The organism is Streptomyces sp. DSM 40750 (assembly GCF_024612035.1).
Taxonomy (GTDB): Bacteria; Actinomycetota; Actinomycetes; order Streptomycetales; family Streptomycetaceae; genus Streptomyces.
The window spans coordinates 5,140,271-5,161,579 of sequence record NZ_CP102513.1; the positions used below are offsets into that span (position 1 = coordinate 5,140,271).

The 21,309-nt window shown below is 69.9% G+C and carries 20 protein-coding genes; 9 read left to right on the forward strand and 11 right to left on the reverse strand.

What is annotated here, in order from left to right:
• The first annotated feature begins 238 nt into the window (after positions 1-238).
• Positions 239-2,587, forward strand: a complete 2,349-nt coding sequence (locus tag JIX55_RS22905; RefSeq protein WP_257565174.1) for an immune inhibitor A — start codon at positions 239-241, stop codon at positions 2,585-2,587.
• Between the two features lie 140 nt (positions 2,588-2,727).
• On the opposite strand, the gene JIX55_RS22910 is transcribed toward JIX55_RS22905, so the two are convergent.
• A complete protein-coding gene (locus JIX55_RS22910; protein ID WP_257565175.1) occupies positions 2,728-3,576 on the reverse strand; it encodes an LLM class F420-dependent oxidoreductase in 849 nt (282 codons plus the stop codon).
• Between the two features lie 414 nt (positions 3,577-3,990).
• Here JIX55_RS22910 and JIX55_RS22915 point away from each other — a divergent pair, with 414 nt between their 5' ends.
• Complete coding sequence (locus JIX55_RS22915; RefSeq protein WP_257565176.1) at positions 3,991-5,535, forward strand: CehA/McbA family metallohydrolase; 1,545 nt, start codon at positions 3,991-3,993, stop codon at positions 5,533-5,535.
• A 134-nt stretch (positions 5,536-5,669) separates the two neighbouring features.
• Entirely contained in the window at positions 5,670-6,512 is an 843-nt protein-coding gene (locus JIX55_RS22920) for an SAM-dependent methyltransferase (RefSeq protein ID WP_257565177.1), read from the forward strand.
• Between the two features lie 40 nt (positions 6,513-6,552).
• On the opposite strand, the gene JIX55_RS22925 is transcribed toward JIX55_RS22920, so the two are convergent.
• Positions 6,553-7,416, reverse strand: a complete 864-nt coding sequence (locus tag JIX55_RS22925) for an endonuclease/exonuclease/phosphatase family protein (protein ID WP_257565178.1) — start codon at positions 7,414-7,416, stop codon at positions 6,553-6,555.
• A gap of 73 nt (positions 7,417-7,489) precedes the next feature.
• On the opposite strand from JIX55_RS22925, the gene JIX55_RS22930 reads away from it, so the two are divergent.
• Positions 7,490-7,894, forward strand: coding sequence for a nitroreductase family deazaflavin-dependent oxidoreductase (locus JIX55_RS22930; RefSeq protein ID WP_257565179.1), 405 nt, complete (start codon positions 7,490-7,492; stop codon positions 7,892-7,894).
• Positions 7,895-7,942: 48 nt separating this feature from the next.
• On the opposite strand, the gene JIX55_RS22935 is transcribed toward JIX55_RS22930, so the two are convergent.
• Complete coding sequence (locus tag JIX55_RS22935) at positions 7,943-9,334, reverse strand: NPCBM/NEW2 domain-containing protein (RefSeq protein ID WP_257565180.1); 1,392 nt, start codon at positions 9,332-9,334, stop codon at positions 7,943-7,945.
• A 228-nt stretch (positions 9,335-9,562) separates the two neighbouring features.
• On the opposite strand from JIX55_RS22935, the gene JIX55_RS22940 reads away from it, so the two are divergent.
• Both JIX55_RS22940 and JIX55_RS22945 read left to right on the forward strand, forming a co-directional pair.
• On the forward strand, positions 9,563-9,715 hold the full coding sequence (locus JIX55_RS22940; RefSeq protein WP_257565181.1) for a hypothetical protein: 153 nt from the start codon (positions 9,563-9,565) through the stop codon (positions 9,713-9,715).
• A gap of 64 nt (positions 9,716-9,779) precedes the next feature.
• A complete protein-coding gene (locus JIX55_RS22945) occupies positions 9,780-9,974 on the forward strand; it encodes a hypothetical protein (protein ID WP_257565182.1) in 195 nt (64 codons plus the stop codon).
• On the opposite strand, the gene JIX55_RS22950 is transcribed toward JIX55_RS22945, so the two are convergent.
• Entirely contained in the window at positions 9,971-10,780 is an 810-nt protein-coding gene (locus JIX55_RS22950; protein WP_257565183.1) for a class I SAM-dependent methyltransferase, read from the reverse strand. The two genes, JIX55_RS22945 and JIX55_RS22950, sit on opposite strands and share 4 nt — an antisense overlap.
• A 126-nt stretch (positions 10,781-10,906) precedes the next feature.
• Between JIX55_RS22950 and JIX55_RS22955 the strand changes: the two genes are divergently transcribed.
• Positions 10,907-11,839: a Vgb family protein gene (locus tag JIX55_RS22955; RefSeq protein WP_257565184.1), complete on the forward strand. Its 933-nt coding sequence runs from the start codon at positions 10,907-10,909 to the stop codon at positions 11,837-11,839.
• Between the two features lie 22 nt (positions 11,840-11,861).
• Here the strand turns inward: JIX55_RS22955 and JIX55_RS22960 are convergent, their stop codons facing one another.
• A complete protein-coding gene (locus JIX55_RS22960; protein WP_257565185.1) occupies positions 11,862-12,905 on the reverse strand; it encodes a hypothetical protein in 1,044 nt (347 codons plus the stop codon).
• 314 nt (positions 12,906-13,219) lie between these two features.
• On the opposite strand from JIX55_RS22960, the gene JIX55_RS22965 reads away from it, so the two are divergent.
• Entirely contained in the window at positions 13,220-13,747 is a 528-nt protein-coding gene (locus JIX55_RS22965) for a hypothetical protein (protein ID WP_257565186.1), read from the forward strand.
• Positions 13,748-13,770: 23 nt separating this feature from the next.
• Here the strand turns inward: JIX55_RS22965 and JIX55_RS22970 are convergent, their stop codons facing one another.
• The 6 genes from JIX55_RS22970 to JIX55_RS22995 all read right to left on the reverse strand — a co-directional run bounded on the left by JIX55_RS22970 (position 13,771) and on the right by JIX55_RS22995 (position 20,291).
• Entirely contained in the window at positions 13,771-14,304 is a 534-nt protein-coding gene (locus JIX55_RS22970) for an ATP-binding protein (protein ID WP_257565187.1), read from the reverse strand.
• The gene (locus JIX55_RS22975; RefSeq protein WP_257565188.1) at positions 14,301-14,909 is read right to left on the reverse strand and encodes an HAD domain-containing protein; all 609 of its coding nucleotides are present in this window, start codon (positions 14,907-14,909) and stop codon (positions 14,301-14,303) included. Before JIX55_RS22975 ends, JIX55_RS22970 begins: the two co-directional genes overlap by 4 nt.
• Positions 14,910-14,985: 76 nt before the next feature.
• Positions 14,986-16,437, reverse strand: a complete 1,452-nt coding sequence (locus JIX55_RS22980; RefSeq protein ID WP_257565189.1) for an aldehyde dehydrogenase family protein — start codon at positions 16,435-16,437, stop codon at positions 14,986-14,988.
• 7 nt (positions 16,438-16,444) lie between these two features.
• The gene (locus JIX55_RS22985; protein ID WP_257565190.1) at positions 16,445-18,175 is read right to left on the reverse strand and encodes an N-acyl-D-amino-acid deacylase family protein; all 1,731 of its coding nucleotides are present in this window, start codon (positions 18,173-18,175) and stop codon (positions 16,445-16,447) included.
• 109 nt (positions 18,176-18,284) lie between these two features.
• Positions 18,285-19,403: an LLM class flavin-dependent oxidoreductase gene (locus JIX55_RS22990; RefSeq protein ID WP_331607397.1), complete on the reverse strand. Its 1,119-nt coding sequence runs from the start codon at positions 19,401-19,403 to the stop codon at positions 18,285-18,287.
• Positions 19,404-19,535: 132 nt separating this feature from the next.
• Entirely contained in the window at positions 19,536-20,291 is a 756-nt protein-coding gene (locus tag JIX55_RS22995) for an SDR family NAD(P)-dependent oxidoreductase (RefSeq protein ID WP_257565191.1), read from the reverse strand.
• 196 nt (positions 20,292-20,487) lie between these two features.
• Here JIX55_RS22995 and JIX55_RS23000 point away from each other — a divergent pair, with 196 nt between their 5' ends.
• Positions 20,488-21,234 carry a hypothetical protein gene (locus tag JIX55_RS23000; RefSeq protein WP_257565192.1) on the forward strand — a complete coding sequence of 249 codons (747 nt, stop codon included), beginning with the start codon at positions 20,488-20,490 and terminating at the stop codon, positions 21,232-21,234.
• The last annotated feature ends 75 nt before the right edge of the window (positions 21,235-21,309 follow it).

The following is a 21,309-nucleotide window of genomic DNA, read 5'->3' on the forward strand; positions in this document are numbered from 1 at the left end:
TCCACCCGTGTACCTCCTCCGGTGGATCGGTGAACGCATTGTGCACAAGTCGAACAATGGCCATCCCGCAGCGAAGTTACTCGTGCCATAGACGATCTGGAACTTTCCTTTTTCCTCAATCTCCTGTCAAATACGTTCACTTGAACCATCACGCGTGTCACAAGCCGCAGGCGTCACGGAAGAGGACAGTCCGCTGCGCCCCCACGGCCGACCGCGTTCAGGAAGGAACCCCCCACAAGTGACCAGCAAACTGTGGACGTTCAGGGCCGCGGCAACCGGTGTGGCCCTGGCCACCGCCGCGGCGACGTTCACGACCTTCACCGTCACCACCACGCACGCCGCCGAAGGCCACACGCCGGCCGTCTCCGCGGATCACCACGACCCGGCCGACGCCCACGCCGCACACGAGGACAACCTCGAAGGCCCACTGAGCAGGACGCAGGCCGCCCAGCGCGAGGAGGCTCTGCAGCAGGTCATATCCGGCGACGCCACGGTCAAGAGCCGTGACGGCTCGAAGGTCGTGCAACTGAAGAGCAAGAAGGGCGACCCCAAGTACGTCGAGCTCGGCCGCGAGAAGACGGACAGGATCTTCACGATCCTGGTCGAGTTCGGCGACCAGACGGACAGCGCCTATGGCGGCAAGCCCGGCCCGCTGCACAACCAGATAGCCAAGCCGAACCGCAAGAAGAACAACACGACGGCCTGGAAGGCCGACTACAACCGGAAGCACTACGAGCAGTTGCTCTTCGGCACGGGCAAGAAGACCGAGTCGATGAAGAAGTACTACGAGAAGCAGTCCTCGGGCCGCTACTCGATCGAGGGCGAGGTGACCGACTGGGTCAAGGTCCCCTACAACGAGGCCCGTTACGGCTCCAACAAGTGCCAGCCCGACACCTGTTCCTGGCAGGTCATCGCGGACGGTGTCACCGCCTGGGCCGAGCAGCAGAAGGCGGCCGGGCGCACGGACGCCGAGATCAAGGCGAACGTGGCGAAGTTCGACGAGTGGGACCGTGACGACTTCGACGGCGACGGCGACTTCAACGAGCCCGACGGCTACATCGACCACTTCCAGATCGTGCACGCCGGTGAGGGCGAGGAGGCAGGCGGGGGAGCGCAGGGCGAGGACGCCATCTGGTCCCACCGCTGGTACGCGTTCGGCGACGACTGGGACAAGACCGGCCCCGAGGGCAACAAGCGCGGCGGCGCGAAGATCGGTGACACCGGCATCTGGGTCGGCGACTACACCATCCAGCCGGAGAACGGCGGCATCGGTGTCTTCGCCCACGAGTACGGCCACGACCTCGGCCTGCCGGACCACTACGACACCAGCGGCGAGGGTGAGAACTCCACCGGCGCCTGGACCCTGATGTCGGGCGGCTCCTGGCTCGGCCAGAGCAAGACCGAGATCGGTGACCTGCCCGGCGACATGACCGCCTGGGACAAGCTGCAGCTCGGCTGGCTGAACTACGACACGGCCAAGGCCGGGAAGAAGTCCACGCACAAGCTGGGCGTCGCCGAGTACAACACCAAGGACAAGCAGGCCCTCGTGGTCGAGCTGCCCAAGAAGCGGGTGAAGGTCGAGGTCGTGAAGCCCGCGGAGGGCTCGAAGCAGTGGTGGAGCGGCAGCGCCGACAACCTCTCCAACACCCTCACCCGTTCCGTGGACCTCACCGGCAAGACCTCCGCGGCGCTGACGCTCGACGGCTGGTGGGACATCGAGAAGGAGTTCGACTTCCTCTACACCGAGGTCTCGACCGATGGCGGCGTCAACTGGACCGCGATCGACGGCACCGCCGACGGCCAGCCGATCAGCCGTGACACCGGCGGCAGGCCGGCCCTGGACGGCACGACGGACGCGTACAAGAAGCTGTCGTACCCCCTGGACGCCTACGCGGGCCAGAAGATCGACCTGCGCTTCCGCTACAAGACCGACCAGTTCGTGGCCCAGAAGGGTTTCGTGGCCGACCGGATCACCGTCACGGCCGACGGCTCACCCCTCTTCTCGGACAACGCCGAGACCGCCGACCCCGCCTGGACGGCAACCGGCTTCTCCCGCCTCGGCAGCTCCTACACCACGGACCACGAGCAGTACTACATCGCCGAGAACCGCCAGTACGTGTCGTACGACAAGGCCCTCAAGCTCGCGATCAACACCACGCGCCCGGGCTGGGTGGAGCGCTACCCGTACCAGAACGGCCTGCTGATCTGGAAGTGGGACACCTCGCAGCAGGACAACAACACCAGCCAGCACCCCGGTGTCGGTCTGCTGCTGCCGGTCGACGCCCACCCGAAGGCCCTTAAGTGGTCCGACGGCGAGCTGGCGGGGAACGACCACCAGACGCACGACTCGACGTTCACCCTGGGCCGCACGGACGCCTTCACGCTGCACTGGGGCAAGAAGGTCACGCTGAAGATCACGTCGAAGAAGGGCGTGTCGACCTTCAACGACCGCACCAACACCTACTACGACAAGAAGAACCCCACGGGCGGCGTCAAGATCACCAACACCAACACCAAGATCCGGATCGTCAAGGAAGCCAAGGACGGCTCCACGGTCACGATCCAGGTGGGCCCCGCGGGGAAGTAACCACCACCGTAACCACCACCACCGTCCGACACCCCGAATCGGCCGCGACCTCCTGGGAGGTCGCGGCCGACAGGGTCCGGGGGCGGGCCTCCGAAAGGGGCGCACCCCCATGGGCGCCCCACCCCGGCCCCCCACACCCGTCACCCCAAAAACGCGCCGTACAAGTCCAGCACCCCCAGGATCTCGGCCTCCCCCGCCGGAGGCAGTTGCACCACGACCTCCTCGATCCCCAACTCCTCGTAGTACGCCAGCTTCCCCGCACTCGGGTGCACCGCATACGGCACCACCTGAAGCCCCGCCGGGTCGCGCCCGGCGTCGGCCCACACGGCCCGCAGCACCGGCAGCGCCTCCCCCAGCCCCCGCCCCCCGATCGGCAGCCACCCGTCCGCGTACTCGGCGATGTGCGCGAACAGCTTCGGCCCCGCCGCCCCACCGATCAGCGTGCGCGGCCCCACCACCGGCCCCCGCGGCTTGCGCACCGGCTTGGGGTGGGCCTCACTCGCCCGCACGCTCCCGAACTCCCCCTCGTACGCTGTCGGCTCCTCCGCCCACAGCGCCCGCATCAGTGCCATCCGGTCCCGCACCAGCTCACGCCGGGTGCGCCACTCGACCCCGTGGTCGGCGGCCTCCTCCACGTTCCAGCCGTAGCCGAGGCCGAGGGTGAGGCGGCCGCCGGAGAGGTGGTCGACGGTCGCGATCTGCTTCGCGAGGTCGATCGGGTCGTGCTGGGCGACGAGCGTGATGCCGGTGCCGAGACCCAGCCGCTCGGTGACGGCGGCGGCCTGGCCGAGCGCGACGAAGGGGTCGAGGGTGCGGCCGTACTCGCGCGGCAGTTCCCCGCCGGCCGGGTACGGGGTCGTCCGCTCGACGGGGATGTGCGTGTGCTCGGGGAGGTAGAGCCCCGCGAAACCGCGTTGCTCCAGCTCGCGGGCGAGCCGGGTCGGAGTGATCGTCTCGTCGGTGAGGAAGACCGTCACGGAGATGCGCATGCGGTCATCTCTAGCGGCTCCCGTGACGGATGTCCATACCGACCGGTCGGCACCTACTGGTCGGGCGGCCTCCCCTCAGGTCAAGCTCCGCCAGGGGGGTCCAAGCAAGGCACCGGGCGGGTCGGCGACCGACAGCCCGGCCCAGCCGGCCCGGCCCGGGCGCCTCCTGGCCGCCCACCACCCCCGCGGCCGTCCTGAACGGCGACACCGACCCCGACTCCAGCCGGATCGACGCGGCCGCCAACGAACTGACGGACGTCTGCACGGCATGAGGAGAGCCGCGAGCAGAACCCATAAGGAAAACTGGCGATTCCCTTCTCTTGCCCCGCAGTTCACCACCGCATACGAAGGTGGCACGCACCATCCCTGCACCACCCATGCCATGTCACTCACGACGACCTGGGGAGCAGCAGCATGTGCGACGACCACCACGGCGACGGGACCGGACTGGGAAGGCGTGCGTTGTTCGTGACGTCGGCCGCCGCCGCGCTTACGTTGGGAAGCGTGACCTTTGGGACGAGCGGCGCCGAGGCCGTCGACGGCGGCCAGGAGACGAAGACCATCCGGGGCACCCTCCCGGCCGGTTCCCCCGATTTCGTGTATCTGCCGGTCGAAGTACCGGGCGGCGTACGGGAGTTGAAGGTCTCGTACACCTACGAGAGACCGCCCGTCCCGGCCGGCACCGCGGGCAACGCGCTCGACATCGGTGTCTTCGACGAGCGCGGCACCGACCTCGGCGGCAAGGGCTTCAGGGGCTGGTCGGGCGGCGCCCGTACGGAGTTCTTCATCCGGGTGGACGAGGCGACCCCGGGCTACATCCCCGGCCCGGTCCGCCCCGGCACCTGGCACATCGCGCTGGGCCCGTACACGGTGGCGCCGGAGGGCCTGCCGTACGAGATCACGATCACCCTCACCTACGGCCGGCCGGCCACGCAGGTGAAACCGGTGTACCCGCCGGAGCGGGCCAAGGGGCGGGGCCGGGCCTGGTACCGGGGCGACTGCCACCTCCACTCGTGGTACTCCGACGGCCGCCGTACGCTCGCCGAGCTGGCGGCGCTGGCGCGGGCCGCGGGGCTCGACTTCATCAACAGCTCGGAGCACAACACCCATTCCGCGCACGCCCATTGGGCCGAGCACGCGGGCCCCCATCCCGACGGCGAACTGCTGATCCTGCTGGGCGAGGAGGTCACGACGCGCAACGGCCATGTGCTGGCCCTCGGCGCCGACCCGGGGACGTTCATCGACTGGCGCTACCGGGCCCGGGACAACCGGTTCGGCAAGTACGCCCGGCAGATCCGCCGCGCCGGCGGCCTGGTCGTCCCGGCCCATCCGCACGCCACCTGCATCGGCTGCAACTGGAAGTTCGGCTTCGGCGAGGCGGACGCGGTGGAGGTCTGGAACGGCGCGTACTCGCCCGAGGACGAGGTCGCCCTCGCCGACTGGGACGGCATGCTCGTGGCGGCCGTGCGCGAGGGCCGCCAGGACTGGATCCCGGCGATGGGCAACAGCGACGCCCACCGCGACCCCGACCCCGTGGGCCGTCCCCAGACGGTCGTCCTCGCCGACGACCTGACCAGGGAGGCCATCCAGGAGGGGCTGCGGGCCGGCCGCTCGTACGTCGCCGAGTCCAAGGACATCTCCGTGACCTTCACGGCGTCCGGGGCGCGCGGCGAGCACGCGGGCATCGGCGAGCGGCTGAAGGTGGACCCGGACACCCCGGTCACCGTCCGTCTGGAGGCGACGGGCTCCGCCGGTTGCGCCATCCGCTTCGTCACCGACCAGGGCGTCCTGTTCACCTCCGCCGAAATCCCGGCGTCCGGCGCCGGCTCGGCTCAGTGGCGTACGACGGCCTCGTACGCGGCGTACGTACGCGCCGAGGTCCGCCGCCCGCCGGTGATCCCGGGCTTCCCGGGCCCGATGGCGGCCTTCACGAACCCGATCTTCCTCGGGCGGCGATAGGCGGCGACAGCAGCCGGCGGGAAGGTGAGGGGGAACCCCCGTACGAAACACCTGTGTTGGGCCTTAGGTTTGGTTCGACACAACACGTGCGTCTGTATGTGTGACGCATCTGCACGGTGGAGGAGACGGCGCCCATGACCGATCACGCGACCACGCCCGACGCGACGACGCCCGACGCGGCGGCTACGGCGGCCAAGGAGAAGGTCGACACTTCGGTGCCCGCCTCCGCCCGCATCTGGAACTACTGGCTGGGCGGCAAGGACAACTACCCGGTGGACGAGGCGGCCGGCGACGCGTACGCCGGCGCCTACCCCGGCATCGTGACCATCGCCCGCAGCAGCCGCGCGTACCTGCGGCGCAGCATCCGGCATCTGGTGGAGGTGGAGGGCATCCGGCAGTTCCTGGACGTCGGCACCGGGCTGCCCACGGCCGACAACACCCACCAGGTCGCCCAGCGCAGCGCGCCGGAGGCGAAAATCGTCTACGTCGACAACGACCCCATGGTCCTCGCCCACGCCCGCGCCCTGCTCTACTCCTCCCCCGAGGGCGCCACGGCGTACGTCGACGCCAGCCTCTACGACCCCGAGCACATCCTGGAGGCCGCCGCCAGGACCCTGGACCTGTCCCGGCCCACGGCTCTGATCCTCAGCGGCATCCTGGGCCACGTCGGCGACTACGACCAGGCCCGCGACATCGTCCGCCGCCTCCTGGCCGGCCTGCCCTCCGGCAGCTACCTCAACATCAACGAAGGCTCCCGGGGCACCGACCCCGACTACGAGTTCGCCCAGGACGCCTACAACGAGACCGGCGCCGTCCCGTACTTCCTCCGCCCCATCGACCAGATCGCCGGCTTCTTCGAGGGCCTGGAGCTGGTCGAGCCCGGCATCGTCTCCGTACCGCTGTGGCACCCGGACGGCACGGAGGAGAGCGAGCCGAAGCCGATCGGGCAGCATGGCGGTCTGGGCCGGAAGCCGTAGGGCACGTGGAGGGTAGGGCGGCCGGGGGCGACCGGGGCCCTCAGTCCGCCCCGTCCGCCCCGTCCGCCAGGTCGGCCCCGTCCGCCAGGTCGGCGACGACGGCCACGTGGTCGGAGGGCCATACGCCGTCGACGGAGCCGTCGCCCGCCCGCCGTACGCCGCGCACGTGACCGACGCCGCCGGGACCCGGCGGCCCGACGTGGATGTAGTCGACGCGTACGCTCGGCCCGAAGGTCCCGGCGACGTACGGGTTCGCCGTGTCCCAGGTGGCCGACGGCGCGCCCGGTTCGGCGTACTCCCAGACGTCGAAGAAGCACTGCCCGGGTAGGGCGGGCGCGGTCTTGTAGCCGCCGAGCAGCCGGACCTCGTCGGAGTCGGGCCAGGCGTTGAAGTCCCCGGTGATCACGGGCGGGAAGCCGCCCCCGCCCCGGTGGCGGGCGACGAACTCGACCAGCGTGGTGACCTGACGGCAGCGCACGGCGGAGGCGTCGGTCGCGGAGCTGAGGTGGGCGGTGAAGAAGGGGACGGGCGCGCCCGGCGCGTCGAGGAGGGCGTGGAGCGCGCCGCGCCCGCTGTCGCCCTCACCCGTCGGCAGCCCGATGGCGGCCTCCGCCAGGACGGGCCACCGGCTGAGCACGGCGTTCCCGATCCCGACACTCGGGTCGCCGATCCGCCGCTGCCAGGCCTCGGGATCGCCGTACGCGCCCCAGGCCCAGTGCATGCCGAGCTCTTCGGCGAGCCACGCGGCCAGATTCTCCCGGTCCCCGTTCTCGCCGTCCTGCTCCCAGACCTCCTGCAACCCGACGACGTCGGGCCGCAGTTCACGCAGCACGGCGAGGATCGCCTTCTGCCGCTCCTGCCACGGTCCGAACCGCCACCACAGGTTCCACGTCACGACCCGCACCGGCACCCACCGCCCTCACCCCGTACCCGATCCTGTAATCCGTACCTCCCACTCCCCGAGGAGAACCAAGCCGATGTCCCGCAATGCGGACCACGCGAACCTCAAGCAACGTGTCGTCACGGCCTTCCAACGCCACGTCGCCAACCCGGTCCTGCGCCGCGTCCCGCTCCAGACCGTCCTGGAGACCACCGGCCGCACCTCCGGCCTCCCCCGCCGCACCCCCATCGGCGGCCGCCGCGTCGGCGACGCATTCTGGCTCGTCTCCGAATACGGCGAGAAGTCCCACTACATCCGCAACATCAAGGCCGATCCATCGGTCCGCGTCCGCATCCGGGGCCGCTGGCACGAGGGCACGGCCCACCTCCTCCCCGACGACGACCCGATCGCCCGCCTGCGGACGCTGCCCCGCATGAACAGCGCGGCGGTGCGGGTGCTGGGGGCGGAGCTGCTGACGGTACGGGTGGACCTGCGCGGCTAGGGGCCTTCCGCTGCGCCCGCGTGAGCGCGGACAGCGGTGACGGCCCTGTCACGACACTCGGGGATCGCCCCAGACGGCCGGGGACAAGAGGCAGTCTTGCGGGGATTCGGTGAGCAGGATGATCTGGGTCGCGCCCTGCAACTGGGCGTCGATCCGGCCGGGCTTGCCGTACAGGGCCGCGCGGGAGGAGATCTGTTCGCTGCCCTGTGGTTCTCCGTCGTGGTTGGCGTCGGCGTACACACGGAAGTGCGCCGTCTCGCCCTTGTCGATGTCATTGGCGTAGTCGGAGACTCCGACGGTGGCCGTCAGGCGCCGGTAGGAGCCGGGCAGCGCGAACACGACCCACTGTTCGCCGTCGTTGCACGGGCGTGTCCAGGCCAGGCTGTGGTCGTGGCGGGTGCCTCCCAGGTACCAGGTTCCCTGTGCCCAGGCGTCACCCGTGGCGTTCAGATCAGCCAGGTACCGGGGGGACGCCGGGGGACGGCTGGCGGGCGCCTCGCCGGGGGACTCCGTCGGTCCCGGAGTGTCCGAGTCCGCGGGAGGCCCGCCGGCCCCGGCCCTCGTGGGCGGTGTGGTGCCGGGCGACTCGTTCCGGCCCGCGGTGTTCGCCGGGTCGCCCCGGCCGTCCGTTGTCGTGCCGGGGTCTGGTTCGGTGAGGCGGTGGATCAGGAAGATGCCGAGCACCAGGACCACCGTCGCCACCAGCACCTGAGTCAGCGGGGAGCGGCCGCGCGGGGGACGGGGCGCATGGTCCCCGACCGCCGGGAGCGCCGGGGGAACATGGTCACCGCCCAGGGCGTGACTGGTGCGGAAGGGGTAGGAACCGTCCCGCTCGGCCAGCTGCCGGTACTGCTGTTCGTACGTGTTCAGGTCCCCTACGGTTGCCTCGCGCTGGGCCACGAGCTCGCTCTGACGGGCAGCCAGCTGCTGGTGCCGTGTGTCGAGTTCCTCCTTCCGCCCTCGGTCTGCGGACTCGCCCGCCTGCTGGGCCTCGCGGATCCTGGACAACTCCTCCTGCACGCCCACCAATTCGTGCAGCGTCGCCGAGATGGCGCCGGTCAGTGTGCGCAGGGCCGTTTTGCACTCGTACAGCTGCAGCATCACCTTGTGCAGGTTGTGCGCGGTGCCGTCCTGGTTGAGGCGGCGCAGCAGACGCCCGTAGGCGTTGAGGATCTCGTGCTCCGCGTCGTCCGTGAGCCCGTTGCGCATCCGGACGTCGTTCAGCAGCGCCTCGACGAACGCCAGGGGTGGGACCGTCTTGCCCGTCTGGTGTTTGGAGACCGTCCCGTCCTTGAAACCATGGGCCGCTTCGAAGTCGTTGGTGCTTCTGCCGGCCCGGGCGAACAGCAGGCGCAACAGCTGGGCGAAGCCCTCACGGGTGTCGGCGGCTTCCATGTGTTCCAGCGAGTCCCCGGCGTCCTGGGGCTGGTTGTCTCTCATGTGGTGCTCACCGTCACTGCGAAGGGGGCCGACACGTTCTGGCGGCAACAAGCTTGGCGCAGATGCTCACCATCACGCAGTCGGGTCAGGGTATTGCCCACCTCGCACCGCGGGGCCCCCGAACGGACGTGACGTGCTGCTGGGGGGACTTGAGCACGGCCCGCCCGGACGACCAAGGCTGTTCCACGGTCGCGGCGGGTCCCGCACACCTGGGAGACGCACCCGGCCATGAATCCTGTCGACAAGCTGAACGTGATCGTTCTCGCCGCCGCGGGTGGCCTCGCCGCCTACATCGCCTACCGCGACGAGCGGCTCGGAGCCGCCCTCGTGGTGGGCGCATCCGTCGTCACGCTCCTCTACCTGCTGCTGCTCGGTGGCTAGGTACTGTGACCGCACAGGTTCACCGGGTCCTTCGGACTGCGGCGGTGAGGAGGGGGTGGTGGTGATGGCTGATCGCGGTTGGGACGACGACAGTGACTGCCACGACGCGGTCCAACAGGCCGAACGAGCAACACGGTTCGGCTGGGCGGCGATCGCCGGGACCACGGGAGCGCTCGGCTGTGCGCTGATCGCCTTGGCCGCTGTCTCCGTGGTCGCGGTCCTCGCGTGCCTTTACGTGGTGGTGGCCATGGATTACTAGGACTTGTCCCGCCCCATGTTTGCCGTAGCGGTTGGACAAAAGGCTTGGATCGGCCACACCGCCGTTGGTCGACATGCCACGAACACGAACTCCCTCCCGGGCCGGTCGGGAGCGTCCCGCACGTCCTCCAGCACATAGCCGTGCGCGGCCAGATCCGCTTCGACGTCCTGCCGTTCGCGGAATCTGAGGGTGGAGTCGGAGGTGAGGGCGGCGCCAGTGCCGGTGCCGCCGCCGTCGTCATCGAAGGCGTAGTGCCAGCGGAAGGTCACCAGCGGGCCGGCGACCTCGATCAGCTCCACCCAGCTCTCCACCGCGCCGAGCCCCGGTACGTCGGTGACCGCGTACGAGTCCTCGCGATTCCACGCCTCCCAGGCCCGCCTGGCCGGGTCGCGGGTCTCGAAGACGAGACGGCCGCCCGGGCGCAGTGCCTCGTAGGCGCCCGCGAGTGTTCGTCGCCATACCTCCGGGTCGACGATCGCCTGCGCCACGTTGGCCGTCATCGTGACGAGGTCGACCGTCAGGGGCGGAAGTGCCGTGACGTCACCGTGGATCCACCGGACCCGGTCCGCCCCCGGCTTGGCCCGCGCGACATCGAGGGAGGCCCCGGCCGGATCGACCCCCACGACCTCCACCCCACGCTCCGCCAACAGCAGCGCGAACACGCCCGTCCCACACCCGATGTCCAGCACCTTCCTCGCGCCGAACTCCTCCGCGAGCAGGAGATAGGCGTCCAGATCACCACGGTCGGGGTCGAGCGGGTCGTACAGCTCGGCCAGCCGTCGGTCATGGAAGATCTCGTCAGCCATGCGGGCGAAAATACCGGGCCTCGCCGCCAACTCGCTGCCGTCCAGGCCGAATTCCGCGCGACACGACGGGAAGGCTCTGGAACGCTGTGCGTCGACCACCGAGAGCCGACCGAGGAACCCGAAGCCATGCCTGCTCGCCCGACGACCGTATCCATCACGGAGTTCCCCGTCTCCGGCGCCGAGGCGGGGCCGTACGGGATCACCACCGGGCCGGACGGCGCGCTGTGGTTCACCATGGTCCATGCCGGGCGGATCGGCAGGATCACGCTCGGCGGTGAGACCACTTCCTTCGCGCTCGAATCGAGCTCCGGCGGACCGTCCGTCATCGCTGCCGGGGCCGACGGGGCGCTGTGGTTCACGGAGTTCCGGGGGCATCGGATCGGCCGGATCACGACGGACGGGGAGCTCACGTCCTTCTCGTTGCCGACGCCGGATGCCGGCCCGTTCGGGATCGCCGTCGGCCCCGATGGCGCGCTGTGGTTCACGGAGGCGGGGGCCGACCGGATCGGCCGGATCACGACCGAGGGGGAGGTCGACGAGTTCCCGCTGCCGCTCTCCGGTGCGTTCCCGTCGGCCATCGCCGCCGGGCCGGACGGTCGCCTGTGGTTCACGATGAACCAGGCGAACGCGATCGGTGCCATGACGCTCGACGGTGAGGTCACGGTCCACCCGCTGCCTACGCCGGGCAGCGGCCCGGTGGGGATCGCCGCCGGTGGCGACGGGGCCATGTGGTTCGTCGAGATCGGGGCCGGTCGGATCGGGCGGATCACACCGGACGGGAAGATCGACGAATTCCCCCTCCCGGACCGCGCGTCACGCCCGCACGCCATCGTCGCGGGCGCCGACGGCAGTTGCTGGTTCACCGAGTGGGGCGCCAACCGCGTGGGCCGGATCACCACGGACGGCCGTAGCCACGACATCCAGGAACACGACCTGCCCACCCCGTCCTCGGAACCCCACGGCATCGCCCTGGGCCCGGACGGCTCGCTGTGGACGGCACTGGAGATCGGCACCGTCGCCCGCGTCACGACGGTGACCGCAGGTCGCTCACCGGGGTGAGACGACAGCCGGTCTGCTTGCTCTACGACTCCGTGGGCCGAGCCTGCCGGGGATCCGAGTGCCCGGCCTGCCGCTCCTCCACCTGGTAGCCGTCCGCATAGCTGATCACCGTGTTCGTCGGCTTGGGTCTGAACAGCACGTTCGTCGGCTTGGGGCCGTCCGGTGCCGCCTCCTCGTACCGCAGGACGACGGGTCGCTCGGTGAGGACGACGGCGTCCTCCAGGGGCCACCACCCACCGACCCGATACAGGGCCTCCTGCACGGCCTCCAGCGCCGGTGACGCGGGCAGGCCGGCGGCAGCCAGCATGCAGCGCCGATGGATCAGCCGCCTCGCGTCGAACCAGGTATCCAGGTGGCCGCCGAACTCCTCGTGGAAGTAGATCCACTCCCGGCTCGGCGGCGGTGGCGGGGTGATGACGTCGCCGTCCGCGACGGGTTGAACGATCCGCTCCGGCACCGGACCGCGGAGTTTCTCCACCAGGTGCCTGTGTACCAGCGCGCCGAAGTGGTCCAGCGGATGGCCGTCCGGCCAGGAGAAGATCCTGCTCATCTCCTGCTCCAGCTCGTATGCGCCGGGCTCGCCGCTCAACCAGTACATGTCGAGCTGGTCGTGCAGGGGATGGCCGAGGGCATGCGTCAGCTGGTTCTCCGCCCTGGTGGTGTCGCAGAACGTGCCGCCCAGCATCCTCCTCGCACGGCCGGCTCCCGGCCGGCTGTTTCCCCCGGCCGGGAGCTGCTCGCCGATCCGCTCCTCCGACCGCTGGGCGAACTCCGGCGACACCCGTAGCGGCGGTCCGGCGCCGACGTCGCCGAACAGCGTCCCGTCGAGCCGGTCCTCCCACCCGTGGCGCAGCGTCCAGGACGCCAGCGCGCCACCCAGCGGTGAGTCCATCCACACGATCGTCCGAGGGGCGGGCATGTCATGCGCCCGGTATACGGCGGCGACCGCGGCCTCGGCCGCCGGGCGGTCGCAGCGCTCGGTGGACAGCCCGGCCCGCAACCACCTCTCGGTCTCGGCCGTGACATGGGTTCTGACCGCCTCGGTCACCAGCGCTTCGTAACCCACGTTGCGTCCTCCCCTTGGGTACCGGTGTCCTTCCACGGCGATTTACTCTCGAACCGTCGTACTGGTTCCGTTCGTACGAGCCGCCCGACGCGTTGCGGATCTCGTCCGTGACGAATCGGGCCCGCTCCGAGGCCAGGAGAGCCACTGCCTCCGCGATGTCCGAGTGCGGCGTGCGCCCAACGGCCCGACGCTTCGATTCTCCGCAACCTCAGATCAGGCTCTGAACTCGCCCTTTCGCCTTGTTGCCGTAGTCGGCCCGGTGTCACGATCACGACCTCGCCCGCCACCAACGGGCCGACTGACGGGGGACGTTCATGTCACGCATGCCGCGCCGCACACTCGCCGCCCTGACGCTGCTCTCGGCGGCCACCCTCCTCTCCGCCACCGCCTGTTCGTCGGACGGCGACGCCGGGACGAACAAGCGGTCCGTACGATCGGCCGAGCCGAACCCGGCGAAGGCGACCCCGGCCGCGGACTCGAAGAAGGCCGGCGAGCTGGCGGAACGCGCCCCGGACCTGCTGGGCGACCGCGTCGTCCTGCGTCAGAGCCGGACGCAGGACAGCGCGTCCCTGGAGTTCGGCAAGGCACGGAAGGGCGATGGCGAGGCCCTGGCCATCACGGTGAGCTGCGAGGGCAAGGGCAGGATCGAGGTCGTCCTCCGCCCCACGGACGCCTCCTTCTTCATGGACTGTCTCGAAGGCGAAGTGACCAGCATCCACAACCGGTTCGCCGTCGACGGAGCGGACCGCGCGGGCACCGTCTCCGTCACCGCCGCCTCGGGCGTCCGCTGGTCCCTGTCGGTCGGCCGCGGGGAGCCGGCGGAGCAGGACCTCAGCGGCTAGGGCCGGACCGGCGGATCACGCCCTCACCCGGCCGCGCGGCGAAGTACAAGCTCGGCCAGCTCACCGGGGCTCGACTCGCCGTCCAGGAACACCGTGTCGGCGGGCAGGGTGTCGATCGCGGCCGTGCACGCCGCGATGCGCTCCTTGCACCACCGCCGGACGCGTTCGTCCTGCTCGGGAGCGTCCGGCGTGAAGCTCCGGCCGTCGATCCGCGCGACCAGTACGTCTTCGGGCACCTTGAGGAAGAAGTGGTGGACGGTGAGGTCGGCGGCCTCGATCGCGCCGAACACCTCCTCCAGGTAAGAGGAGTTCACCAAGGTCATCGGCACCAGCACCGGCCGCCGGTACTCCTCCACCAGGCCCACCACGAACTCGGCCACCTGGCGCCGCCACAGCCGCAGATCCTGGAAGTCCCCGGTCGGCACGTCCACGATCTCCCTCAGCACGTATCCGACCACCTCCGGATCGAACACCAACGCCTCGGGCCAGCGGCCCCGCAGCTCCTCCACCAGCGTGGTCTTCCCGCTCCCGAAGGCGCCGTTCACCCACACGATCATCCGTCGACCATCCCTCCGCCTGTTCTGTCCGTCCGGCCCTCGCGTGCGAAGGCCGCGAGGGCGGCGAAATCCGGTTCGCGCAGGCCGAGTCGGGGATCGACGTGGTGCAGCAGGGCGGAAGCGCCGTGGCGGGCCGTGACGAAGGCCCGGTCGGCGGCGCCCAGTTCGTCGTCGACCCAGGCGAAGGGGCGGCCGGCCGCGTGCTCCACGAGATGCGCGGTCTTCCAGAACAGCCTGGGCGCCCCGGAATCCGCGTCCGCCGACTCGTCGCGTCGCGTCTCGGGCCAGTGCACCACGGGCAGTTCCGGCAGCCCGATGACCGGCCCGATGAACGTGTTCGCCTCACTGCCCCAGGTCGTCGCCCACACCAGGTCGAAGAGTTCGCCCAGGTCGAGCAGCCGGCGCCCATGGTCCGGGTTGAGCCAGACCCGGAGCGGCTTGACGTACGCCGGAGGCTCTCCGGGGTGTTGGGCGAGCCAGCCCTCCGGCTTCATCCGATGCGTCGTGTACCCGGCGGGCCGCCGCTCCGGCTTCGCGGCGTACGGGTTCAACGGCCCGTCGACGTCCAGGTAGAGGAGGGGGCGACTTCGCCATGCCTTCTCCATACGCTGAACACGCTGAACACGCCGCATTCGATCATCATTGCGTTCACGACGATCGAATGGGAAGACCTCACCCGGCTCACCCCGGCCAGACGATCGCCTGCACCTCGCTGTACGCGTGCAGCGCGTACGACCCCACGTCCCGCCCGACCCCGCTCTTCTTGAAGCCGCCGAAGGGCGCCTCCATGTTGCGGCCGACGGTGTTCACTCCCACGCCCCCCGCCCGGAGCCGCCGGGCCACGCGGAACGCTCTGGCCACGTCCCCCGACCAGACGTAGTCGATGAGGCCGTAGTCGCTGTCGTCGGCGAGGGCGACGGCCTCGTCCTCGTCGTCGAAGGGGAGGACGACGACGACCGGGCCGAAGATCTCCTCACGTACGACACGCATGTCGGGGGTGCAGTCGGCGAGGAGGGTCGGCGCGACATAGAAACCCCGGTCGTACGGCGGCCGTTCACCGCCCGCCACCACCCGCGCGCCCTCCTTGCGGCCCAGTTCGACGTACGACTCCACCCGGTCCCGGTGGGCGGCCGAGATCACCGGGCCCACCACGGTTCCCTCGGCCCGCGGGTCGCCCACCCGCAACTTCCCGGCGTAGGCGGCCAGTTGGGCCACCAGCCGGTCGTACACCCCGCGCTGCGCGATCACCCGCGTCGGCGCCGTACAGATCTGCCCGCTGTAGAAGGAGAAGGTCGTGGCGATACCGGCCACCGCCGACCCCACGTCCGCGTCGTCGAAGACGATCGCCGCGCCCTTCCCGCCCAGCTCCATCAGCTGGCGCTTCATCCCGCGCCCGCACACCTCCGCGATCCGCTGTCCGACCGCCGTCGAGCCGGTGAAGCTCACCATGTCGACGTCGGGCGCATCGACCGCCGCCTCGCCCACGTCCGGCCCGGACCCGCTCACCACGTTCACCACACCCGGCGGAACACCGGCGGCCTCCAGGGCCTCCGCCATGCGGTAGACGGAGAGCGGGTCCTGCGGGGCCGGCTTCACGACCACCGTGTTGCCCATGGCCAGGGCGGGGGCGATCTTGCCGGCCGGGTTGGCCCAGGGGTTGTTGTACGACGTGATGCAGGTGACCACGCCCACGGGGTGGCGTACGGCGAGGGCGCCCATGACGGCCGCCTTGCCGAAGGGCCCCGCCTCGTTGATCTGGGGGGCGATCGGCTCCTCCACCGGCTCGACGCGGGCGTACCGCTGGAAACGGGCCGCGCCCACCCCCACCTGCATGCCTCGTGCGGTGCCGGTCGTCGCACCGGTCTCGGCCTGGGCGAGTTCGGCGTAAGGGACGGTGTGGCGTCGTATGTGGTCCGCCGTACGGGCCAGGATCGCCGCCCGCTCGACGGCCGGGGTCCGTGACCACGGGCCGAAGGCCTCGCGGGCGGCGGCGGCGGCCGCGTGCACCTGTTCCCGCGAGGCCTCCGGCGCCCGGCCGACGACGCCCTCGGTCGCCGGGTCGATCACCTCGTAGTGCCCACCGGCGGGCTCCACCCAGGAGCCGCCGATGAACAACCGCTGCGCGTCCGTCACCTGGGGCTCACCTCGTACTCACCGTCCGCGTGTCCCGCCCGCTCCGCAGCACCTTGCCGGGCACGGCCCCGGTCACGACGTCGTCGCGTATCGCCTCGACGCCGTTGACCCAGACCGCCCGTACGCCGATCGCCTTGGAGTCGAGGCGCGGGCTGTCACCCGGCAGGTCGTGCACCAGGGTGGCCTTGCCGGCGTCGACGCGCTCCGGGTCGAAGAGGACGAGGTCCGCATGCCACCCCTCGGCGATACGCCCCCGCTCGCGGAGCCCGAAGAGCCGCGCCGGGTCGTCGGTGAGCATCTTCACCGCCTGTTCGAGCCCGACCAGCTTCCGGCCGCGCAGACAGTCCCCGATGAACCGGGTGGTGTACGGGGCGCCGCACATACGGTCCAGATGGGCGCCCGCGTCCGAGCCGCCGAGGAGCACGTCCTCGTGCCGCCAGGTCTCGGCGCGCAGGGTCCAGGAGTCGGGGTCGTTGTCGGTGGGCATGGGCCACAGGACCGTACGGAGGTCGTCGGCCGCGCAGATCTCCACCAGGCAGTGGAAGGGGTCCTGGCCCCGCTCCGCCGCGATGTCGTTGACCACCCGCCCGGTCAGGCCCTCGTTCGCCGCGCTGTACGTGTCCCCGATGACGTACCGCCCGAAGTTGGCGAGCCGCCGGAAGACGCCCGCCTCCTTGCTGTCCGCGCGCCGCAGCATCTCGGCGCGGACCTCCGGGTCGCGCAGCCGCTCGATCCGTTCGGGCACCGGCAGGCCCAGGATCGGCCCCCATCCGGGGATCAGGTTCAGCGCGCAGAACGTGCCCAGCGACATGTTCATCGGCGTGAGGATCGGCATCGTCAGGGCCACCACCCGGCCCCCGGCCTTCCGCGCCCGCTCGCTCGCCTCCAACTGCCTCGGCACCCGCTCGGGAACCGCCGCGTCGATGGTCAGGACGTTCCAGTTGAGCGGCCGCCCGGCCACCGCGCTCATCTCCACGAAGAGGTCGATCTCCTCGTCGCTGAACTGGTTCAGGCATCCGGCCACGATCGCTTCGATCTGCGTGCCCTCGTGTTCGCCCACCGCCCGCGACAGCGCGATCAGCTCGGCGGGCTTCGCGTGCCGCGACGCGACCGGCTTGCCGTCCCCGTCGCTGTGTGTCGACGACTGCGTGGTCGACAGCCCCCACGCGCCCGCCTCCATCGCCTCGTGGAACAGCCGCAGCATCTCGGCCATCTGCTCGTCACCCGGCTGCCCGCCGATCGCATCGGGCCCCATCACATACCGCCGTAGCGCGCAATGCCCCACCATGAAGCCCGCGTTGACGGCGATACGGCCTTCGAGGGCGTCCAGATACTCCCCGAACCCGTGCCAGCTCCAGGGCGCCCCCTCCTCCAACGCGACCAGCGACATCCCCTCGACCTTGGACATCATGCGCCGCGTGTAGTCCGCGTCCTCGGGCCGGGCAGGGTTGAGGGGCGCGAGCGTGAACCCACAGTTGCCGCCCGCGACGGTGGTCACCCCATGATTGAGGGACGGCGTCGCGTACGGGTCCCAGAACAGCTGGGCGTCGTAGTGGGTGTGGGGATCGACGAAGCCGGGGGCGAGTACGAGCCCGGCCGCGTCCTCGGACGTACGGGCGTCCTCCGTGACCGTCCCGATGACGGCGATACGGCCGTCCCGTAGGCCCACGTCGGCGGTGTACGCGGGCGAGCCTGTCCCATCGACGACGGTCGCACCTTTGATGACATGGTCGAGCATGACTCACTCCTTCCGGGTGCCTGGTGAGAATGTGGGTGCCGCCCATGCCGTCAGGGGCGCGGGGAACTGCGCGAGCAACCACGACGGACCCGCAGCCGCCATACGACCCTCACCCCGCCGCCCGGAACCGCGAAGTCCTGTGCACAGGATCCGTGTCGATCTTCGGAATCACGTGCTCCCCGACCAACCTGATCGTCTGCAACGTCGCTTCCTTCGGCACCCCCACCGGCAACCCGAAGCTCAACTGATCCGCCCCGGCCTGCTCCCACCGCTTGCACTGCCGGACCACCTCGTCCGGGTCCCCGCAGATCAACAACTCTTCCTCGATGAGCAGTTCGATGAGCTCCTCGTTGTACTCGGGAAGCGTCTCCGGCCACGCGGGGAAGCCATCGGGGCGTGGGAAGGTGTCGTGGTACCGGAAGACGAGCGACGGCAGATAGTGCAGCCCGCCGTTCACCGCGACCCGCACCGCCTCGTCGTGCGTGGGCGCGCAGATCGCGGTCGTCGTCACCATCACGTTGTCGTTGACGAAGTCCCCGATCGGCTCGGCGTCGACGATCGCGGTCTTGTACTGCTCCAGCACCCACTCCATGTCGGAGACCTTCTGCACGCTGAAGCCGAGCACGCCGAGCCCCTTGCGCGCGGCCATGGAGTACGACGGCGGCGACCCGGCGGCGTACCACATCGCGGGGTGGGACTTCCCGTACGGCTTGGGCAGGATCTTGCGCGGCGGCAGTGACCAGTGCTTGCCCTGGAAGCCGACGTACTCGTCCTGGAGCCACATCTTGGGGAACTCGGCGATGGTCTCTTCCCAGATCTCCTTGGTGTAGTTCATGTCGGTCACCCCGGGGATGAAGCCGAGGATCTCGTGGGAGCCGGCCCCGCGTCCGCTGCCGAACTCGAAGCGGCCCTCGCTGAGATGGTCGAGCATGGCGACCTTCTCGGCGACCTTCACGGGGTGGTTGACCTGGGCGAGGGGGTTGAAGATGCCGGAGCCGAGATGGATCCGCTCCGTCGCGTGCGCCAGGTATCCCAGGAAGACGTCGTTGGCCGACAGATGCGAGTACTCCTCCAGGAAGTGGTGTTCGGAGGCCCACGCGTACTTGAAGCCTGACTTGTCCGCCTGGATGACGTACTCGGTCTCCTCCATCAGCGCCTTGTGCTCCGCGAGCGGGTCGGTCTCGGCCCGCTTGCCCACGTATCCCTGTACAAAGAGCCCGAATTCCAAGGAGGTTCACCGTCCTCAGCCATACCCCGGCAGCCGTATCTGACAGAACGTCAGATCTCGATACGGCCGACTGTTCCACCGGCCCCGTGGAGCGTCAATAGCTGACGAGCCGTCAGATCCGGCGGTTGCCGTTCAGATGAGGCTGACCCCGGCCAGCCAGCCCCCGTCGATCACGAACGGCTGCCCGGTGATGTAGGAGGAGTCCTCGCAGGAGAGGAAGAGGGCCAGCCGCGCGACCTCCTCGGGCCGGCCGATCCGGCCGAGCGGGACGCGCTTGCGGTAGAGCTTGTCGACGGCCTCGGCGGACGCCTCGTCGCCCGGGTCGGTCATCGCGGTGTCGACGGCGCCGGGGCAGACCGCGTTGACCCGGACGCCCTTGCGGGCCAGTTCCAGCGCGGCCACGCGGGTGAGGCCGACGATCGCGTGCTTGGTCGCGGCGTACGCGCCGACATACGCCATGCCCGTCATCCCGGTGTACGAGGCGGTGTTGACGATCGTGCCGCCGCCGGCCGCCTCGATCTCGGGAGCCAGGGTCTTGATGCCGAGGAAGACGCCGACCTGGTTGACCCGCACGACCTGCATGAACTCGTCGAGGGGGGTGTCGACAAGAGAGTTGAAGCGCAGGACGCCGGCGTTGTTGACGAGGCCGTCGACCCGGCCGTACGCGCCCTTGGCGGCGGCCACCGCGGCCGCCCAGTCGTCCTCACGGCTCACGTCCAGGTGGACGTAGAGCGCGCCGATCTCCTTGGCGAGGGTCTCTCCCTGGTCGTCGAGGACGTCGGCGACCACGACGTGGGCCCCTTCCGCCCGGAACAGCCGGGCCTCCTGCTCCCCCTGACCACGTGCGGCGCCTGTGACGAGGACGACACGTCCGTCGAGCTTGCCCATGTGGACTCCCTTCGCGGTGCGTTGGCCGAGGTCAGGGTACCTCCAGACCTGATGGAGCGTCAGATCGATGCCGAACGTTCACTTACGCAACCACAAGTGACCCACAAGTAGGGATGTTTGACCCTGTTGGACAGTCGTACAGCGCGTCAACATTCCTCCATCGGCAGGCAAAGGAACCCCCAAGGAGAAACTGATCATGGCAGCCAAGAGGCGCTTCAAGAACAAGAAGGTCCGATACATCGCGATCGGTGCCTCCCTCGTGTCCGGAGCGGCCGTCGCCACCGTTCTGCTTCCGTCGGCCAACGCCGCCGACGAGTTGACGGCCGAGCAGATCATCACGAAGTGCCAGCGGGCCGAGGTACTCAACGGCAAGCAGCAGGACATCTTCGATTTCAATGGCCATCCGATTGCCGGACCCAGCTTCGAGTCCGACAACTGTGATTTCGTCGAGACGAACTTCGAGACCTTCGACGGCCCCACGGAGAAGGTCACCGTCGACTTCCCGAACTGCGAGCCGAACGCCACCGACCCGGTGAAGGTGAGCGCCGGGCCCGGGCAGACGGTGGGTCAGGGCCAGGGCAAGTACACCGCGACCCAGCAGGGCGGCGTCGGTGGTCTCTTCTCAGCCCTGAGCGGCTCCTGGTTGAGGCACAAGGGCACGCTGGACATGACCATCAATTCGACGTCCGCCAAGAGTGCGGAAGGGTTCGAAGTCCCCGTCGGGAAGGTCATGAGCCTGACGTTCACGCCGAAAATGCAGCGCATGACCGGCGAATGGCGGGTGCGTATAGACGCCAGGGAGGCCACCACCACCACGAACGCCACTCCTGAGCAGAACCTGGTGGCACCGGATGTCGTCGAGGGACCGGTCATCCTGCCCGGTGCCGCCGGCAAGCCAGGCCTCGCGGACGGCACGTACAAGTCCACGGTCGAGGACTGCTGACCGACCGCCGTCGGTCGCCCCCACCTCCGCCACACAGGCTTCGACCGCCCCCTCCCCACCCACGGGGCACCCCTC

What these genes read in the sequence shown, in the direction of transcription:
- JIX55_RS22910 (WP_257565175.1), bottom strand. Translation starts at nt 3,576, where the DNA reads ATGCGCATCTCCGTGACGGTCTTCCTCACCGACGAGACGATCACTCCG.
- JIX55_RS22915 (WP_257565176.1), top strand. Translation starts at nt 3,991, where the DNA reads ATGTGCGACGACCACCACGGCGACGGGACCGGACTGGGAAGGCGTGCG.
- JIX55_RS22920 (WP_257565177.1), top strand. Translation starts at nt 5,670, where the DNA reads ATGACCGATCACGCGACCACGCCCGACGCGACGACGCCCGACGCGGCG.
- JIX55_RS22930 (WP_257565179.1), top strand. Translation starts at nt 7,490, where the DNA reads ATGTCCCGCAATGCGGACCACGCGAACCTCAAGCAACGTGTCGTCACG.
- JIX55_RS22935 (WP_257565180.1), bottom strand. Translation starts at nt 9,334, where the DNA reads ATGAGAGACAACCAGCCCCAGGACGCCGGGGACTCGCTGGAACACATG.
- JIX55_RS22940 (WP_257565181.1), top strand. Translation starts at nt 9,563, where the DNA reads ATGAATCCTGTCGACAAGCTGAACGTGATCGTTCTCGCCGCCGCGGGT.
- JIX55_RS22945 (WP_257565182.1), top strand. Translation starts at nt 9,780, where the DNA reads ATGGCTGATCGCGGTTGGGACGACGACAGTGACTGCCACGACGCGGTC.
- JIX55_RS22950 (WP_257565183.1), bottom strand. Translation starts at nt 10,780, where the DNA reads ATGGCTGACGAGATCTTCCATGACCGACGGCTGGCCGAGCTGTACGAC.
- JIX55_RS22955 (WP_257565184.1), top strand. Translation starts at nt 10,907, where the DNA reads ATGCCTGCTCGCCCGACGACCGTATCCATCACGGAGTTCCCCGTCTCC.
- JIX55_RS22965 (WP_257565186.1), top strand. Translation starts at nt 13,220, where the DNA reads ATGTCACGCATGCCGCGCCGCACACTCGCCGCCCTGACGCTGCTCTCG.
- JIX55_RS22970 (WP_257565187.1), bottom strand. Translation starts at nt 14,304, where the DNA reads ATGATCGTGTGGGTGAACGGCGCCTTCGGGAGCGGGAAGACCACGCTG.
- JIX55_RS22975 (WP_257565188.1), bottom strand. Translation starts at nt 14,909, where the DNA reads ATGGAGAAGGCATGGCGAAGTCGCCCCCTCCTCTACCTGGACGTCGAC.
- JIX55_RS22985 (WP_257565190.1), bottom strand. Translation starts at nt 18,175, where the DNA reads ATGCTCGACCATGTCATCAAAGGTGCGACCGTCGTCGATGGGACAGGC.
- JIX55_RS22995 (WP_257565191.1), bottom strand. Translation starts at nt 20,291, where the DNA reads ATGGGCAAGCTCGACGGACGTGTCGTCCTCGTCACAGGCGCCGCACGT.
- JIX55_RS23000 (WP_257565192.1), top strand. Translation starts at nt 20,488, where the DNA reads ATGGCAGCCAAGAGGCGCTTCAAGAACAAGAAGGTCCGATACATCGCG.